Here is a 15,050-nt window from a genome sequence, read left to right as displayed (position 1 = left end):
GCACCCGGGATCCGCAGTTCTGCCTCGTGCCGGACGTCTCCTTCCGGCACGGACGATCGACAGGGGGTCAGTACCAGTGCGCGCGCCCGCCGATCGCCCGGCCCGTCGCGCCCAGGATCGCAAGGATCACGCCGATCACCAGGAGTATCACTCCGAGTGTGGTGAGGATCGAGATACCGGTGAAGAACCCCACCACCAACAGAATCAGACCCAGAATGATCATTGTCGCCACCTCAGATGTCATGACCGAAACCTGGAAGCCTCGGTGCCCGGCGATCGAATAACCGGGTTGGTCCGTTTCCAAACGTTTGTGACTCGCCTGATCCGGACAAATTCTTCGACGCAGGTCACGGGACGTCCGGTGCGACCGGATGTTTGGATTCCACCCTGCGCCGGGTATTCGCCTTCCGACACACCCGAGAGCATTCTGGAGGAAGAATATGTCGAACTCGAGCTATACGGTTCCCGGTCTGAGCGATGCCGACGGCTCGCGCACCGCGCAGATTCTCCAGGAGCGCCTGAGTGCCTACAACGACCTGCACCTCACGCTGAAGCACATCCACTGGAACGTCGTCGGTCCGAACTTCATCGGCGTCCACGAAATGATCGACCCGCAGGTCGAGCTCGTGCGCGGATACGCGGACGAGGTCGCCGAGCGGATCGCCGCGCTCGGTGCGTCGCCCAAGGGCACGCCGGGCGCCATCGAGAAGAACCGCACGTGGGACGACTACTCGGTCGGCCGCGACACCGCGCAGGCGCACCTCGCTGCGCTGGACCTCGTCTACGACGGCATCATCACCGACAACCGCAAGGCGATCGACGAGGTCGGCAAGCTCGACCCGATCACCGAGGACGTCTTGATCGGCCAGACCGGCCAGCTGGAGAAGTTCCAGTGGTTCGTCCGCGCCCACCTCGAGAACGCTGCCGGTACTCTCCCGAACGCCGATGCGCAGACGGAGAAGGACGCAGCGGAATCGGCCCGCTGACCGGGACACTCGGACGATACCGACGATGCCGATGGCTTCCACACCCCGAACCGGTCTGCCACGACGCATCGTCGTCACCGGAGCGAGCGGAAATGTCGGCACGGCGCTCCTGCGCCGGCTGGCCGCTCACCCCGCACAACTCGATATCGTCGCGATCGCGCGCCGGATTCCCCCGGCGCGCGATCCGTATGCGGTGGCGAAGTGGTGCGCCGTGGACCTCGCGGCTCCCGACGCCGCCCGGGTCCTGACTCCGATCTTCGCGGAGGCCGACGCCGTTGTGCACCTGGCCTGGGGATTCCAGCCCTCGCACCGTCGCGACTATCTCCGGCGGGTGGCGGTGGACGGCACCCGCGCCGTCATGACGGCCGCCGCCGACGCCGGTGTCGCGCACGTGATCCACATGTCCTCCGCCGCCGTGTACTCCGACGGCGCCTACGGTCGGGAGGTCGACGAGTCGTGGGCCCGCGAAGGCGTGCCCACCTGTGTCTACAGCGTCGACAAGGTTGCGGCGGAGACATTCCTCGACGACTTCGAGTCCGGCACGAACGTGCCCGTCCTCACCCGTTTCCGCCCGGGATTCATCGGGCAGCTCGTCTCCGGCTCGGGCCTCGAACGCTACGTGCTGCCCGAGTTCGTGCCCGCCGGCATCACGAACCATCTGCCGTTGATCCCGATCGATCACGGGCTCGCCATCCCCGCCGTGCACTCCGACGATGTAGCGGACGCGCTGGTCGCAGCGCTCGAGCGACGGGTGCCCGGTCCGTTCAACCTGGGTGCACCGACCCCGGTGGGAGCGCGGGGCTTCGCCGCTCCGTTCGACTGCCCGACGATTCCGGTGCCGCGATGGGGTCTGTCGGCGCTCGCCGAAGCGACCTGGCGCCTACGGTTGCAACCGGTGCAGGGCGGATGGATCGACCTCGCCTACACCTGCCCGATGCTCGACTGCAGAAGGGCCCGCGAGGAACTCGGATGGTTGCCGAAGTACGACGGTCCCGAGGTGTGGTCCGAGACGGTGCGCGGCATGCGCAGCGCGACGGGCACCGACAGCCCCGTCCTCTCTCCGCGCAGCGCGCGCGAACGACTCGCCGCGCTCGTCGAACGTGGGCCCATCGGCCGGCGGATCCCGCCGTAACACTCTCGGCCGTAACGCTCTCCTGCGCAGAACCATCCGCCGCCCTCCGTCGTCCCCTGCTGGGTCGTGGAGGGCTGGTTCGTGGAGTGCTGGTTTCGTGGAGGGCCGGATGCGGTATCCACCACCATGACGAAACCATCGAATCGAGCTCACGCTCCCACCACTGCGTCCCGAGCTTCGGGCTGGGTCGGATACGCCTGCATCCTCGCGGGGATCGCTGTCGTCGCTCTCGTCCTCTACGCGGCGGGCGACGGATTCGAGGGATGGGTGATCGTCGGAGCCATCGCTGCGGCCGTGCTCATCGTCGTCGGCGTGGTGATGTCCGCGCTCAACCTCCGTCGACGCCGCCTCCGCGGGTCCGGTGGTACCCCCACACACGAACCCGGCCTCATCGACTGAGCCGGGACCCCGGCACCGACGAGTGGAGCCCCGGGACGCACTGTCCCNCCCGGGGCTCCACTCGCTGTCTCGTACCCGAGCGTCAGGCCGGTGCCTCCGCCGACGTGAGGAGCGAGCTGCGACCGGCGGCCCAGCTGCCCAACAGATGGCTTCCGAGCCGGCCCTCGAGGAACTCGATGGCCTGCGCACCGAACGAGATGTCCTGCGCCCGAACCGGATCCTGTTCGATCATGTAACCCACCACGTCGTGCCGCAGGACGAGCTCGTGGACGGCGTCGGCCTCGATGTGCTCGGAGTAGAAGAGGACGCACGCGTCGTCGGCGCCCAGACGCTCGAGAGCCTCGACCATGCGGCGGGCGCTGGGGGCGGTGGTGATCTCGGCCGCGGCGAACATCCCGACCAGCATCGGCGTATATGCGCGGTGCAGACCGCACAACGACATGAAGTTCACCGTCGCGAGGGTGACGGCGGGAACGACGTCGAGATAGCCCAGATAGTCGTCCTTCAGGCCGGCGGCGAGCAGGAGGTCGGCGAACAACCGCGAGTGCATGCGCTCGGCCCGACCTCCGCCGTACTCGTCGAACTCGACAGCGACCAGCGCGGCCTTGGCGCGACCGGACAGTCGAGGGATCGCGAGGGCGTGCGGGTCCGCTTCCTTGAGGTGGTAGATCGAGCGATGGACGAAGAACTCGCGCATCATCTCCCACGTGCCGTTCGCGGCGAGCTCGTGGGAGACACCCCACGAGTCGTCCAGCTCGCGGCACAGGTCCTCGAGGACACCCTGCGGATCGTCGGAAGCCGGGACGTCGGCGCGCAGCCGATCGAGGAAGATGCGCTCGAGACGCGCCCGGACCCCGAGCGGGCCCGGTGCCCATTCCCAGGCCGGGTCGACGCCCGCGAACCCGCGGTAGTGGAGCTCGTAGAGAACGGCCAGAGCGAGTTGGACGTCCTCGCCGTAGGCATCCGCGCCGTCGGTCGCGACGTCCCACACGGCATCGTCCACCGGGCCGCCGAGTCGCTCGACGATCTCGGCGGAAATGGGGCCGCGGGGCGTGGGAAGCGGAGCGTCGTGCACGTCGCACATCCGGGTCTCATGAGCCATACGCCGGGGTTACCCTCTCGGAGCAGTGCAGAAACGACCCGTCGGTCGGTGCAGAAACGACCCGTCGGTCGGTGCAGAAACGACTCGTCGGTCGGTGCAGAAACGACCCCTCGGTCCGTGCGGACCGGGGAAACGGGCGTGAATATCGATGCAGCCTGTGGGTATCCGGCGGCCATGAGCGAGGACCGCGAACGAGAACCACACACCATCGACTATCCGGGTGAGACCGACGAGATGGCCGAGCGCCCCGCCGACGAGATGCGCGATTACGTCGGCCGCGGGTTGCTGTCCGGCCGCAAGGCCCTCGTCACGGGCGGCGACTCCGGCATCGGACGGGCGGTCGCCGTCGCCTTCGCGAAGGAGGGTGCCGACGTCGCGATCGCGTACCTCGAGGAACACCGCGACGCCGAACACACCGCCGACCTCGTGCGACGCGAGGGCCGCACATGCCATGTGATCGCGGGCGACCTCGGCGACGCGCAGCACTGCCGGGCGGTGGTGGCCGAGACGGTCGAGCAACTCGGTGGCCTCGACATCCTCGTCAACAATGCCGGCACCCAGCAGCCCGTCGACGATTTCGCCGAGTTGAGCGAGGAGCAGTGGCGCCACACCTTCGCCGTGAACATCGACAGCTTCTTCCACGTGACGAAGGCGGCCCTGCCGCACCTGACGCCGGGCGGTTCCGTCATCAACACCGCATCGGTCAACGGTCTGCGCGGCAACAAGACGCTCATCGACTACTCGGCGACCAAGGGCGCGGTGATCGCCCTGACCTACTCGCTCGCGCAGGCGCTGCAGGACAGGCAGATCCGCGTGAACTGCGTGGCGCCCGGACCGGTGTGGACCCCGTTGATCCCGGCGACCATGGACGCAGAGAAGGTCTCCGAGTTCGGACAGCAGGCGCCCTTCGGCCGCGCCGCGCAACCCGACGAGATCGCCCCGTCCTACGTCTTCTTCGCATCGGAGACGATGTCCTCGTACTACAGCGGTGAAGTGCTCGCCCCGCTCGGTGGCGAGACCATGCCCGGCTGACCGGGTGAGCCAGGAGAGCAAGAACGGTCGGGCGGCGGCCGGGGTCTGCGCGCGACACTGAATGCATGACCTTCGGCCGTGACCGACTCCGGGAACTGCTCGACGCCGTTCTCGACGAGAACAACGCGACCCTCGAACGGATGGCGCAGCACGCCTACGCGTCGCAGTGGCACTTCAGCCGCACCTTCGCGGTGGGCACCGGCGAGTCGCCGGTCGCGTTGCGGCGCCGGGTCATGCTCGAACGCGCCGCCTGGCAACTGCGTCACGGCAGTTCGGTCACCGATGCCGCGTTCGCCGCCGGTTACGACAGCGTCGAAGGCTTCGGACGTGCCTTCGCCCGCGCCTACGGATATCCACCCAGCGCGGCCGCCCGGGTGCTCGGCACCGGCGGCGGTGGCAACGGGGTGCCTGCACCCGTCGACCACTGGGCGCCTGCGCCCGTCGATCACTGGTTGCCCGCCCCCAACGGCGTTCACTTCCATCCGCCCACCAATCTCTGGGTCGACGAGGACGGGCGACGGCCCACCGCGCCCGCCTACCCGGCCGCCGAGGTCCTCGCGCAGATGGTGCAGCACGATCTCGCGGACACCCGCTATCTCCTCGAGCGCGCCACCGAACTCGACGACGACGAGCGCGACCGGATCCGGTTCCCCGGCCTGGTGGTCCTCGAATGGGACGGTCCCGAGGAATCCGTCTCACGTGTGCTCGGCAACCTGGTACGTGCCAAGGAGATGTGGTTGGCCTCGATGGTCGGCGCCGACCACCCCAAGGATGCGGACGGCGGGATCGACTCTCTGACAGTGCGTTTCGAGGACGTTGCTCCGCGCTGGGTGGAGGCGATCCGCGACATCCACCGCCGTGGCGCCTGGGGTGACGTGCTCATCGACGCCCTGTGCGACCCTCCCGAGAGCTTCGTCCTCGGGGGAGTGGTCGCCCACGTCCTCACCTTCGCCGCGCACCGCCGTCAACTCGTGCGGCACATGATGCGGTCTGCCGGCGTCGACGTCGATCACGGAGATCCACTCGACTGGAACAGGAGCAACGCATGACCCGGATGATCTACTACACCGCAAGCACACTGGACGGCTTCCTCGCCACCGATGACCATTCGCTCGACTGGCTACTCACCCGGGATCCCGGCGACGGCGGGCCGTTCGACTACGAGAAGTTCATCGCCGGTATCGGCGCCATCGCCATGGGATCGTCCACCTACCGCTGGGTGCTCGACCATGCAGGCGAGGACAAGTGGGAGTACGACCTGCCCTGTTGGGTGTTCACGCATCGCGACGACCTGCCCGTCGCCCGGGCGGGCGACGAACCCGGCGACATCCGCTTCACGCAGAAGGACGTCCGTCAGGTCTACGACGAGATGGCCGAGGCCGCGAACGGCCGCGATCTGTGGATGGTGGGCGGCGGTGATCTCGCCGGACAGTTCGCCGAGCGCGGTCTGCTCGACGAGCTCGTCGTCTCGTTCGCACCGGTGACCATCGGTTCCGGCCGTCCGCTGCTCCCGCGGCACGTGGAGATGCGCCTCACCGAGCTCGGGCAGAGCGGGGAGTTCGCCGTCGTCCGCTACGAGGTACTGAAGGACGCCACCGGCCGGTTGTGATGTGCATCACCTGCAGGTACCGTCGGCAGCGAGAGGGACACACCTCGTCCGAGGAGGCCGGTCGTGAAACTCAATCTGTTCGTAGCCTGGAGCGCTTATGCGCTCGCACTCACCTCGGTCCTGATGATCGCGCTGACGATCGTCGCCGTAGGGTACGGATTCACGGGCTGGGCGATGGTCGCGGCAGTCGCGGCAGTCGTCGCGCTCGGAGCGGCGTTCGGCATGGTCGCCGGAACCGTGCGTCGAGACCACAGACGGCACTACGACACTCCGCACCTGTTCTGAGGGTGGTACCCGACGCGAGTCGGTGACATCACGACTCTGCGAGTCGGTGACATCACGACTCTGCGAGTCGGCGCTTCTCCGTTTCGATGTCGAAAGTCGGCTCCGGCCAATCGAGGTCGAGGCGTTCGAACGCGTCGATGAGCAGTTCCGTCACCGCGAGGCGGCCGTACCACTTGCGGTCGCACGGTACGACGTACCAGGGCGCCTCGTCGGTGCTGGTCCGATCCAGCATGTCCTGATAGGCCTGCTGGTACTGCGGCCACAGGGCGCGCTCCGAGACATCGCTCGGGTCGTACTTCCAGTGCTTGTCGCGGCGCTCGAGGCGCTCGGCGAGGCGCTTCTTCTGCTCGTCCAGCGAGACGAACATCGCGACCTTCACAATGGTCGTTCCCTCGCGGACGACTTCGCTCTCGAACCGGTTGATCTCGTCGTAGCGTCCGCGCCAGACACTCTCGGGCACCAGTGATCTCACCCGCGCGACCAGCACATCCTCGTAGTGCGACCGGTCGAAGACACCGAGCTGACCGTTGCGGGGGAGGGCCTTCGCGATCCGCCACAGGAAGTGGTGCCGCTTCTCCTCCTCCGTCGGCACCCCGAAGGCCCTGTGGTCGACGCCCTGCGGGTCGACGTGGCCGACGACGTGACGCACCATGCCGCCCTTCCCGGCGGTGTCCATGCCCTGCAGGATCAGCAGCACCGAGCGGGTGCCGCCGGTCCGCCCCTCGGCGAACAGCATCTCCTGCAGGTCGGAGAGGACGGCACCACGTTCGGCGAGCAGACGTTCGCCGAGCGCCTTGTCGCCGTCGAATCCCGGGGTGCCGTTCGTGTCGATGTCGGCGACGCGGGTCTCGGGCGTCGCCCGGAGGGCTTCGACGATCGATGCGGGCCGGAAGACGTCGTCCTTCGTCATCCCGCCAGCGTGTCACACGCAGTCGTGATCGGGCGTGTGCCACACGCAGTGGTGATCAGGCGGGATCGACACCGTCGGTCTCGGTCGGCAGAGGGTAGGGCGGACGCGAGACGCCGTCGACCATGTGGCTGCCCCACAGGTCGACCTCCGAGATGCGGGCGGTCGCGGCCTCGGGGGCGTCGGGCACCGTGATCGTCACGGTGGTGCCGGGGGCGGGCGAGGCGTCTGCTCCGAGGGTCTCGGCGAGTCTGCGGAGCCGGCCGCGCCACACGTGCCGGCCGAGCAGGGGGTCGAACCGTCCGGAGATCTCGACGTCGACGGCGACCGTGCGGTCGCCCACGGTGACCTCGGCGGGACCGCGGTAGCCGGGGTCGTCCTCGTCGTGCAGGTCGTCGGCGTGGTCGCTCATGCCCGCACTATACGTGCAACTTCGAGTAACAGTAAAGGTGTCGGTCAGGAGGTGGCCGACGACTCCGGCAGGAGCGGATGCGGCTGCGACTTGAAGCGCACCGGGGATCCGGCGACTCCGGCGATGCCGGTCATGCCGCCCCAGATCATCATCGTCAGGTAGTCGATGAGGTCCTCGGTGGTCATCGACTTGTTCGAGATCCACCAGTGCGTCGCGAGCTGGATGCCGCCGACGATCCCGTACGCCCACGGCACGGCACCGCCCGAGTCCATCTCGAACAACCGCAGCCGTTCCCCGAGGACGGTGGCGACGAGCTCGGCGATCATCCGCTCCGAATCGGCCACCACGTCGCGTCCCGCCGACGCGCTGTTGCTCATCACGTACAGATAGACCTCGGGATCGTCGGCGACGGTCTCGACGTAGGCGCTGATCGCCTCCCGGGTGAGCTCGTACTCGTCGAGATCCTCCGCGACCGCTGCGTAGATCCGGGGAGCGAGGACCGTCTCGACGTACCGCAGCATCGTCGCGGTCGTCAGGTCGCTCTTGTCGGTGAAGTAGCGGTAGAGCACCGTCTTCGACACGCCTATCTCGGCGGCGATCTCGTCCATACCGATCTCGTGGCCGCGGGAGCGGATCGCGTTGATGGTGCCGTCCACGAGCTCTTCCCGGCGGGCGATCTTGTGCTCGTGCCAGCGCCGTTTGCGGCCGTCCTGCTTCACGGGCGGGGCGGCCTCGCTCGAGGTCGGGTTCGAAGTCGTCTGCGGTCTGCTGGACACTGTGTGGCACATCCGTTCGGTTTCGATCGTCGGCTCAGTCTACGATCCGGCCCCCCGTCCTTCAGAACTCGAGGGCGATCCGTCCGTCGAGTGCCGACTTTCGGCACAATCGATCGGGTGCAGCTCCTGACGACCGACGACGAGATCAAACGCCGAGAACTCCGCCGTATGAAGGCGGTCGCGACCGGCTTCCTCGTCGCCGCCGCGATCATCTATCTCTTCTGCCGCTGGCAGGAAACCCGCGGCGCCGGCGCATGGGTGGGTTACGTGCGCGCGGCCTCCGAAGCCGGCATGGTCGGCGCGCTCGCCGACTGGTTCGCCGTGACCGCCCTGTTCCGGCACCCACTACGGATACCCATCCCGCACACGGCGATCATCAAGCGGAAGAAGGACCAGCTCGGCGCCAACCTGAGCTCGTTCGTCGGCAACAACTTCCTCGCACCCGAGGTGGTGTCGGCCAAGGTCGAGTCGGCGCAGATCCCGCTGCGGGTCGGTACCTGGCTCGCCGAACCCGAGAACGCCCAGCGTGTGGCCAAGGAGACGTCGACGGTCCTGCGCGGCGTGGTCGGAATCCTGCGCGAGGACGACATCCAGCAGATCATCGACCACACCATCGTCAAGCGGATCGCCGAACCGGAATGGGGACCGCCCATCGGGCGTGTCCTCACCGAACTCCTCGCCGAGAACCGCCACCTGCCGCTCGTCGACATGCTCGCCGAACGCGCGCACCAGTGGGCGCTCGGGAGCCAGGAGACCATCGACCGCGTGATCAGCCGCGACTCGCCGTCGTGGTCGCCGAAGTTCGTCGACCTGCTGCTCGGTGAGAAGATCCACCGCGAACTCGTGGAGTTCACATGGAAGGTGCGGTCGAATCCCGACCACGAGGTACGCCTCGCGGTCAACAAGTTCCTCGCCGACTATGCCCGCGACCTGCAGAACGATCCCGTGACCATTGCCAAGGCGGAGAAGGTCAAGGCCGAGATCATGGGCCGCGACGAGATCACCGGCCTTGCCGCGGCGACCTGGCGGACGGCCAAGCGGATGATCCTCGACTCGGTGGACGACCCGAACAGCACCCTGCGCACGAAGATCGCGGAGAACGTCATGGCGTTCGGCATCCGGGTGCGTGAGGACGCCGAGCTGCGCACCAAGATCGACGGCTGGCTGCTCGACGCGGTGCGCTTCGTCGCGTCCAACTACGCCGACGAGATCACCTCCGTCATCCGCGAGACCGTCGAGCGCTGGGACGCCGAGGAGGCCAGCCGCAAGATCGAACTCGCCGTGGGTCGCGACCTGCAGTTCATTCGCATCAACGGCACGGTGGTCGGCTCACTCGCCGGGTTGACGATCTACACGGTCTCGGAGTTGCTGTTCGCGTGACGACGGTCACGTGCTAGCAAGGTGCTTGCTGTAGCTAGCACTTGTCCGTAGAGTGGTCGGTGTGTCCACGAAACCAGATCCGATCGAGGGCTCGGACACGCCGGACGACAGCGCCGGACCGGGGGATATCGCCGCTCGGGTGGTCAACAACGCCGCCCAGGACATCGGTGCCTTCATCCGGTCGCAGCGCGAGGCTGCACAGGTCTCGCTCCGGCAGTTGTCGCAACTGGCCGGTGTCAGCAACCCGTACCTGAGCCAGATCGAACGGGGCCTGCGCAAGCCGTCCGCGGAAGTGCTCGCCCAGATCGCCAAGGGGTTGCGGCTCTCGGCCGAGGTTCTCTACGTGCGAGCGGGGATCCTCGAGCACCGAGCGGAGAGCGCCGTGCGCGACGCGGTGCTCGTCGACACCGTTCTCACCGAGCGGCAGAAGCAGGTCCTGCTCGACATCTACGACTCGTTCTGCCGGGAGAACCAGCAGAACACCGGCGATGCCCGGCCCGACCATCCGACAGACTTCGACGAGGAGAAATCTTCATGACCGATCCCACCAGCATCCGTACCTCCCTCTACGCCGCGGTCGGTGCCGGCGACGCCGTCGTCCAGGCCGTCGCCGACCTCGTGGCCCAGGCGCGCCGACGTGCGGAGACCAACCGCAACGAGGTGGCCGAGCGGGTCGAGACCGCCCGCGACCGCTTCGCGACCCTGCCCGCCGATCTCACCGAGACCGTCGAGTCCCTCCGCGAGCGTCTCGCCGAACTCCCGGCCGAGCTGCCCGAGGAGATCGCGGAGCTGCGCGAGCGCTTCAGCGCCGAGGAGCTGCGCAAGGTCGCCGAGGCGTACCTGAAGGTCGCCTCCGACCTTTACACCGCACTTGCCGAGCGCGGTGAGGAGACCATCGAGCGTCTGCGCTCCCAGCCGGCCCTCGAGGACGGCCTCGGTCGCGCCGAAGCCGTGCTCGGCGACGCTGCCGACCTCACCGAGGAAGCCCTCGGGACGGTGGCCCGCCGGACCCGCGAGGTCGGTGAGCAGGCCGCGAAGCTCGCGGGTCGCGCAGCCGGCCGCATCTCCGAGACGAGCGACGAGGTGAGCGAGGCCGTGTCCGACGCCGGCGACAAGGCCGCCGAGCGCGTCGTCGAGCTCGGTGAGCGTGCCGAGGAGACGGGCTCCGAGACCGCCGGACGGGTCGAGTCGGCCCGCGGCGAGGTCCGCGAGGCGGCCGACAAGGCTGCGGAGAAGGTCGAGTCGGTGGCCACCCCGGTCGAGTCGGTCGAGGTCACCCCGGCCAAGAAGGCTCCCGCCAAGACCCCCGCGAAGATGCCGGCCAAGACGGTTGTCAAGACGCCCGCCGCGAAGGCTCCGGCCAAGACCGCCGCCAAGACTCCGGCGAAGGCTCCGGCCAAGAAGACCCCTGCCAAGAAGGCGGCGCCGCGCAAGACCAGCGGCTCCTGACCTGCAGCGATCGATCGGCCCTCGTGCGAACTCGCACGGGGGCCGATTCTCGTAGACTGGTGTGGTGACGAATGTCGATTCACTTGCCGGTCTGATCATCCTCGCGCTGCAGATCATCGCCATCGCCGGGGCGGGATTCGCGTTGTTCCACGTCGTGCGTCAGCCCGCCGAGGCGTTTCCGGCCGTCGACAAGCTGACCAAGCCCGTCTGGCTCGGCATCCTCGTGGCCGCGCTGCTCGTCCTCGTCGTCTTCGGCGCGGTGGGTCTGCTCGGGATCATCGCGGTCGTCGCGGTGTGCGTGTACCTCGTGGACGTCCGCCCGCGGGTCGAGGAGGTGCAGCGCCCTCGGTGGTGACCGCTTCGCGGTGATGACTGCGGGGTCCGAACTCCGCGGTGATGACTGCGGGGTCCGAACTCCGCGGTGATGACTGCGGGGTCCGAACTCCGCGGTGGTGATCAGGGAGGTCCGTCGTCCTCGGTAGTAGGGCGGGTGGGCCTCCCTTTCGCTTGACAAGTGTGATCCAGATAATGACACTTCGGGTAACGGATAATTTTCCGAGACGAGGTGGTCGGCGATGACGCTCCTGCGAAAGCACGACAGCCTGCCGGGTGAACGTTCCACGGATCACCGGCAGGAGACCGCTCAACGCCTGCTCGATTCGTCGGCGCGGCTCTCCTACGATCCCGGGCTCGAGATCGACTGGGACGCGCCGCTCGTGGACGGCAAGTACGGCATGACCCCGGAGTGGTGCAGTCTCTACGGCACCGACCTGTGGGAACGCATGTCGGAGGACCAGCGCATCACCCTCACCAAGCACGAGGCCGCGAGCATCGCCGGCACCGGGATCTGGTTCGAGATGATCCTCATGCAGATGCTCGTGCGCGATCTCTACCGGCACGATCCGGCGACCCCCTACGTGCAGTTCGGGCTCACCGAGATCGCCGACGAATGCCGGCACTCGATCATGTTCGCGCGGTCGGCGCAGCGATACGGCATCCCCTCCTACCGGCCCAAGCGTTGGATCCGGGAGACCGGCCGGCTGTTCAAGGCCGTCGCGCGCGGCGCCCTCGCCTACGGCGGCACCCTGTTCGCCGAGGAGATCCTCGACATGATGCAGCGCGACTTCATGCGCGACGAGCGGGTGCAGCCCATCACCCGGACGGTGAGTCACGTCCACGTCGTGGAGGAGTCGCGGCACATCCGCTACGCCCGCGAGGAGACACGCAGGCGCTCGGCCCGGCTCGGACGTCTCGAGCGGGCATGGATCCGGATCCACCTCGGGGTGAGCGCGTACTTCGTCGTCACCAGCCTCGTGAACGACCAGGTCTACGCCGCGGCCGGACTCGACGTCGCCGAAGCGAAGAAGGCCGCGCAGGAGAACAGGCACTACCACGACAAGCTCCGTCAGGGCACTCGCCGCACGGTCGAGTTCCTCGACGAGGTGGGACTGATCGGCGGTCCGTCCACTCTGCTTCTGCGTCGCGCGCACGTCCTGTGACGTCGCGCTGCTCCACCGAACCGACAGGAGAATCCCACCCGTGAGAAAGCCGTCCCCGACCGCGTCGATCGCCGCGGGCTCGATCGTCCTCGCTGCCGCGGCGACCACCGCCGTGCTCGTCCGGCGGCGTCGTCGGACGGTCGTCCGTACCGAGGACGTCGCCCCGCACGAGCTGCTGCGCGAACCGGAACTCGAACCCGAGATCCTCGACGTCCGCGCCGACGACGGTGCCCGGCTGAACGTGCTCGCCTACGGCGACGCGGACGCTCCCGTGCTGGTGTTCTGTCACGGCTGGACGTGCAACGCCGCGTACTGGACCCCGCAGATCAACGCCTTCGCGGAGAACTACCGGGTGGTGGTCTACGACCAGCGCGGGCACGGCGACAGCGAGGCCGGGGTGCGGCCGCTGGGAGCAGACGTGCTCGCCGACGATCTCCAGACGGTCCTCGACGCCGTGGTCCGGCCCGGTTCGAAGGCCGTGCTCACCGGTCACAGCATGGGCGGGATGAGCATCATCGCGTGGGCCGAGAAGTACCCGGAGAACGTCGACCGCACGGTCGCGGGCGTGCTGCTCGCGAGCACCGGCACCGACCGGCTGGTCGCGGACTCGGCGATCGTGCCGCTGCCGCAACGCTTCCCGCGGGTGCCGGTGCCCGTCGCGAGCCGGCTCATGGGTGCGACCGTCCCGTTGGCGGCGTCCCCGGTGACGACGCGGGCCCTGCGCTACGTGGCCCTGTCGCCCGGTGCGAGCGCCGCCGAGGTGCAGTTCTGCGAGAAGATCGTGCTCGGCTGCCCGCCGCGCACGCGGGGCGGCTGGGGCAGGGCCCTGAGTGCCCTCGACATCCGTGAGGGCCTGCGCAATCTCACCGTGCCGACGACGGTGCTGGTCGGCACCGCCGACCGTCTCACCCCGCCTGTCCACGCCCGGCGTCTCGCCGAGGAACTCGACCGTGCGGGCAACCTCGAACGTCTCGTGGTGCTCGACGGCATCGGCCACATGAGCTCGGTCGAAGCGATCGACCGGTTCGACGAGGAGCTCGCGCACCTTGTCGAACGAGCCGGTGTGCCCGTCGGCTGAGCCGATCACTCGCACGCACGTCCGCTGAGCCGATCACTCACGCACGAAAGACCGGTCCATCCGCTCGCGGGTGGACCGGTTTCGGCTCCGGGGATCTACCGGAAGACGACGGTCTTACTGTCGTGCACCAGCACCCGATCCTCGAGGTGCCAGCGCAGACCGCGCGAGAGGACCAGCTTCTCGACGTCGCGGCCCTGACGGACCATGTCGCTGACGCTGTCGCTGTGACTGACGCGGATGACGTCCTGTTCGATGATCGGGCCCGCGTCGAGTTCGGCGGTGACATAGTGGCAGGTCGCGCCGATGAGCTTCACGCCGCGCGTGAAGGCCTGGTGGTAGGGCCGTGCGCCGATGAACGACGGCAGGAAACTGTGGTGGATGTTGATCGCGCGGCCGGCCCAGTGCTCGCACAGTTCCTCCGGGAGCACCTGCATGAACCGGGCGAGGACCACCGCGTGCGGGTCGTGGGCGTCGACGAGCTTGCGGACCTGCTCGAAAGCCGGTCCGCGCTCGGCGGGATCCTTCGGGAACGACACGTAGTGGAAGGTGATGCCGTGTCGCTGCGCGACCGGTTCGAGATCGCGATGGTTGCCGATGACCGCGCAGATCTCGGCGTCGAGTTCCCCTGCGGCGACCCGTCCGAGGATGTCGTGCAGGCAGTGCCCTTCCTTGCTGACGAGCAGCACGACGCGCTTGCGCTTGCCGGTGTCGGAGAGCGTCCATTCGGTCTGCGGGCCGATGTCGGCGGCGACGCTCGCGAACTTCTCGCGCAGCTCGTCGAGTCCGAACGGGATCGACGACGCCCGGACGGCCTGCCGGGTGAAGAACCAACCGGTGTCTTGATCGGCGTGGTAGGCCGCCTCGACGATCGAACCACCGACCTCCGCGAGGAAGGTCGCGATGCGGGCGACGATCCCGGTGGTGTCCGGGCAGCCCAGGGTCAGAACGTAACGTCGATCGTCGGCGGATGAGGCGAGCGTCATGCCCCGATTGTCTCAGGTGAC

The 15,050-nt window shown here is 68.1% G+C and carries 19 protein-coding genes; 13 read left to right on the top strand and 6 right to left on the bottom strand.

The window, feature by feature from the left end:
- Positions 1-67 precede the first annotated feature (67 nt).
- Positions 68-223, bottom strand: a complete 156-nt coding sequence (locus ACLBYD_RS17020; RefSeq protein WP_006552398.1) for a DUF6131 family protein — start codon at positions 221-223, stop codon at positions 68-70.
- Between the two features lie 217 nt (positions 224-440).
- Here ACLBYD_RS17020 and ACLBYD_RS17015 point away from each other — a divergent pair, with 217 nt between their 5' ends.
- From ACLBYD_RS17015 to ACLBYD_RS17005, 3 genes are all read left to right on the top strand, one after another.
- Positions 441-986 carry a Dps family protein gene (locus ACLBYD_RS17015; RefSeq protein WP_059383385.1) on the top strand — a complete coding sequence of 182 codons (546 nt, stop codon included), beginning with the start codon at positions 441-443 and terminating at the stop codon, positions 984-986.
- Between the two features lie 25 nt (positions 987-1,011).
- On the top strand, positions 1,012-2,118 hold the full coding sequence (locus tag ACLBYD_RS17010) for an NAD-dependent epimerase/dehydratase family protein (RefSeq protein ID WP_447817340.1): 1,107 nt from the start codon (positions 1,012-1,014) through the stop codon (positions 2,116-2,118).
- A gap of 126 nt (positions 2,119-2,244) precedes the next feature.
- Positions 2,245-2,517 carry a hypothetical protein gene (locus ACLBYD_RS17005; RefSeq protein WP_006552395.1) on the top strand — a complete coding sequence of 91 codons (273 nt, stop codon included), beginning with the start codon at positions 2,245-2,247 and terminating at the stop codon, positions 2,515-2,517.
- A gap of 82 nt (positions 2,518-2,599) precedes the next feature.
- On the opposite strand, the gene ACLBYD_RS17000 is transcribed toward ACLBYD_RS17005, so the two are convergent.
- A complete protein-coding gene (locus ACLBYD_RS17000) occupies positions 2,600-3,619 on the bottom strand; it encodes an iron-containing redox enzyme family protein (RefSeq protein ID WP_447817339.1) in 1,020 nt (339 codons plus the stop codon).
- A 174-nt stretch (positions 3,620-3,793) separates the two neighbouring features.
- Between ACLBYD_RS17000 and ACLBYD_RS16995 the strand changes: the two genes are divergently transcribed.
- The 4 genes from ACLBYD_RS16995 (at position 3,794) to ACLBYD_RS16980 (ending at position 6,545) form a co-directional block, all read left to right on the top strand.
- Entirely contained in the window at positions 3,794-4,651 is an 858-nt protein-coding gene (locus tag ACLBYD_RS16995) for an SDR family oxidoreductase (RefSeq protein ID WP_024101755.1), read from the top strand.
- A gap of 65 nt (positions 4,652-4,716) precedes the next feature.
- The gene (locus tag ACLBYD_RS16990; protein WP_447817338.1) at positions 4,717-5,700 is read left to right on the top strand and encodes a helix-turn-helix transcriptional regulator; all 984 of its coding nucleotides are present in this window, start codon (positions 4,717-4,719) and stop codon (positions 5,698-5,700) included.
- Entirely contained in the window at positions 5,697-6,260 is a 564-nt protein-coding gene (locus tag ACLBYD_RS16985) for a dihydrofolate reductase family protein (protein ID WP_447817337.1), read from the top strand. The genes ACLBYD_RS16990 and ACLBYD_RS16985 overlap by 4 nt, the downstream gene beginning before the upstream one ends.
- Positions 6,261-6,323: 63 nt before the next feature.
- Positions 6,324-6,545 (top strand): hypothetical protein, encoded by a 222-nt coding sequence (locus ACLBYD_RS16980; RefSeq protein WP_120280090.1) that lies wholly within the window; start codon positions 6,324-6,326, stop codon positions 6,543-6,545.
- 52 nt (positions 6,546-6,597) lie between these two features.
- Here the strand turns inward: ACLBYD_RS16980 and ACLBYD_RS16975 are convergent, their stop codons facing one another.
- The 3 genes from ACLBYD_RS16975 to ACLBYD_RS16965 are packed head-to-tail and all read right to left on the bottom strand — an operon-like array spanning position 6,598 to position 8,652.
- Positions 6,598-7,455 carry a polyphosphate kinase 2 family protein gene (locus ACLBYD_RS16975; RefSeq protein WP_060650650.1) on the bottom strand — a complete coding sequence of 286 codons (858 nt, stop codon included), beginning with the start codon at positions 7,453-7,455 and terminating at the stop codon, positions 6,598-6,600.
- 55 nt (positions 7,456-7,510) lie between these two features.
- Positions 7,511-7,864 (bottom strand): DUF4873 domain-containing protein, encoded by a 354-nt coding sequence (locus ACLBYD_RS16970; RefSeq protein ID WP_447817336.1) that lies wholly within the window; start codon positions 7,862-7,864, stop codon positions 7,511-7,513.
- 44 nt (positions 7,865-7,908) lie between these two features.
- Entirely contained in the window at positions 7,909-8,652 is a 744-nt protein-coding gene (locus tag ACLBYD_RS16965; RefSeq protein WP_447817335.1) for a TetR/AcrR family transcriptional regulator, read from the bottom strand.
- Positions 8,653-8,808: 156 nt separating this feature from the next.
- Here ACLBYD_RS16965 and ACLBYD_RS16960 point away from each other — a divergent pair, with 156 nt between their 5' ends.
- The 6 genes from ACLBYD_RS16960 to ACLBYD_RS16935 all read left to right on the top strand — a co-directional run bounded on the left by ACLBYD_RS16960 (position 8,809) and on the right by ACLBYD_RS16935 (position 14,046).
- Positions 8,809-10,020, top strand: a complete 1,212-nt coding sequence (locus ACLBYD_RS16960; protein WP_404817805.1) for a DUF445 domain-containing protein — start codon at positions 8,809-8,811, stop codon at positions 10,018-10,020.
- Positions 10,021-10,081: 61 nt separating this feature from the next.
- Entirely contained in the window at positions 10,082-10,558 is a 477-nt protein-coding gene (locus tag ACLBYD_RS16955; protein ID WP_447817334.1) for a helix-turn-helix domain-containing protein, read from the top strand.
- Positions 10,555-11,469: a heparin-binding hemagglutinin gene (locus ACLBYD_RS16950; protein WP_447817333.1), complete on the top strand. Its 915-nt coding sequence runs from the start codon at positions 10,555-10,557 to the stop codon at positions 11,467-11,469. Before ACLBYD_RS16955 ends, ACLBYD_RS16950 begins: the two co-directional genes overlap by 4 nt.
- A 64-nt stretch (positions 11,470-11,533) precedes the next feature.
- Positions 11,534-11,824, top strand: a complete 291-nt coding sequence (locus tag ACLBYD_RS16945; RefSeq protein WP_024101750.1) for a DUF2516 family protein — start codon at positions 11,534-11,536, stop codon at positions 11,822-11,824.
- Positions 11,825-12,044: 220 nt separating this feature from the next.
- A complete protein-coding gene (locus ACLBYD_RS16940; protein ID WP_447817332.1) occupies positions 12,045-12,968 on the top strand; it encodes an AurF N-oxygenase family protein in 924 nt (307 codons plus the stop codon).
- 40 nt (positions 12,969-13,008) lie between these two features.
- Complete coding sequence (locus tag ACLBYD_RS16935; protein WP_447817331.1) at positions 13,009-14,046, top strand: alpha/beta fold hydrolase; 1,038 nt, start codon at positions 13,009-13,011, stop codon at positions 14,044-14,046.
- A gap of 95 nt (positions 14,047-14,141) precedes the next feature.
- Here ACLBYD_RS16935 and purU read toward each other — a convergent pair whose 3' ends face one another.
- Positions 14,142-15,029: a formyltetrahydrofolate deformylase gene (gene purU, locus ACLBYD_RS16930; protein ID WP_006552379.1), complete on the bottom strand. Its 888-nt coding sequence runs from the start codon at positions 15,027-15,029 to the stop codon at positions 14,142-14,144.
- Between the last annotated feature and the right edge of the window lie 21 nt (positions 15,030-15,050).

It is taken from the genome of Rhodococcus sp. C26F (assembly GCF_053345925.1).
This window is presented reverse-complemented; position numbering and strand designations above follow the sequence as displayed.

Excerpts from the sequence above, each read along its gene's own strand:
- ACLBYD_RS17020 (WP_006552398.1), bottom strand. The coding sequence starts at position 223 with ATGATCATTCTGGGTCTGATTCTGTTGGTGGTGGGGTTCTTCACCGGT.
- ACLBYD_RS17015 (WP_059383385.1), top strand. The coding sequence starts at position 441 with ATGTCGAACTCGAGCTATACGGTTCCCGGTCTGAGCGATGCCGACGGC.
- ACLBYD_RS17010 (WP_447817340.1), top strand. The coding sequence starts at position 1,012 with ATGCCGATGGCTTCCACACCCCGAACCGGTCTGCCACGACGCATCGTC.
- ACLBYD_RS17005 (WP_006552395.1), top strand. The coding sequence starts at position 2,245 with ATGACGAAACCATCGAATCGAGCTCACGCTCCCACCACTGCGTCCCGA.
- ACLBYD_RS17000 (WP_447817339.1), bottom strand. The coding sequence starts at position 3,619 with ATGGCTCATGAGACCCGGATGTGCGACGTGCACGACGCTCCGCTTCCC.
- ACLBYD_RS16995 (WP_024101755.1), top strand. The coding sequence starts at position 3,794 with ATGAGCGAGGACCGCGAACGAGAACCACACACCATCGACTATCCGGGT.
- ACLBYD_RS16990 (WP_447817338.1), top strand. The coding sequence starts at position 4,717 with ATGACCTTCGGCCGTGACCGACTCCGGGAACTGCTCGACGCCGTTCTC.
- ACLBYD_RS16985 (WP_447817337.1), top strand. The coding sequence starts at position 5,697 with ATGACCCGGATGATCTACTACACCGCAAGCACACTGGACGGCTTCCTC.
- ACLBYD_RS16975 (WP_060650650.1), bottom strand. The coding sequence starts at position 7,455 with ATGACGAAGGACGACGTCTTCCGGCCCGCATCGATCGTCGAAGCCCTC.
- ACLBYD_RS16970 (WP_447817336.1), bottom strand. The coding sequence starts at position 7,864 with ATGAGCGACCACGCCGACGACCTGCACGACGAGGACGACCCCGGCTAC.
- ACLBYD_RS16965 (WP_447817335.1), bottom strand. The coding sequence starts at position 8,652 with ATGTGCCACACAGTGTCCAGCAGACCGCAGACGACTTCGAACCCGACC.
- ACLBYD_RS16960 (WP_404817805.1), top strand. The coding sequence starts at position 8,809 with ATGAAGGCGGTCGCGACCGGCTTCCTCGTCGCCGCCGCGATCATCTAT.
- ACLBYD_RS16950 (WP_447817333.1), top strand. The coding sequence starts at position 10,555 with ATGACCGATCCCACCAGCATCCGTACCTCCCTCTACGCCGCGGTCGGT.
- ACLBYD_RS16940 (WP_447817332.1), top strand. The coding sequence starts at position 12,045 with ATGACGCTCCTGCGAAAGCACGACAGCCTGCCGGGTGAACGTTCCACG.
- purU (WP_006552379.1), bottom strand. The coding sequence starts at position 15,029 with ATGACGCTCGCCTCATCCGCCGACGATCGACGTTACGTTCTGACCCTG.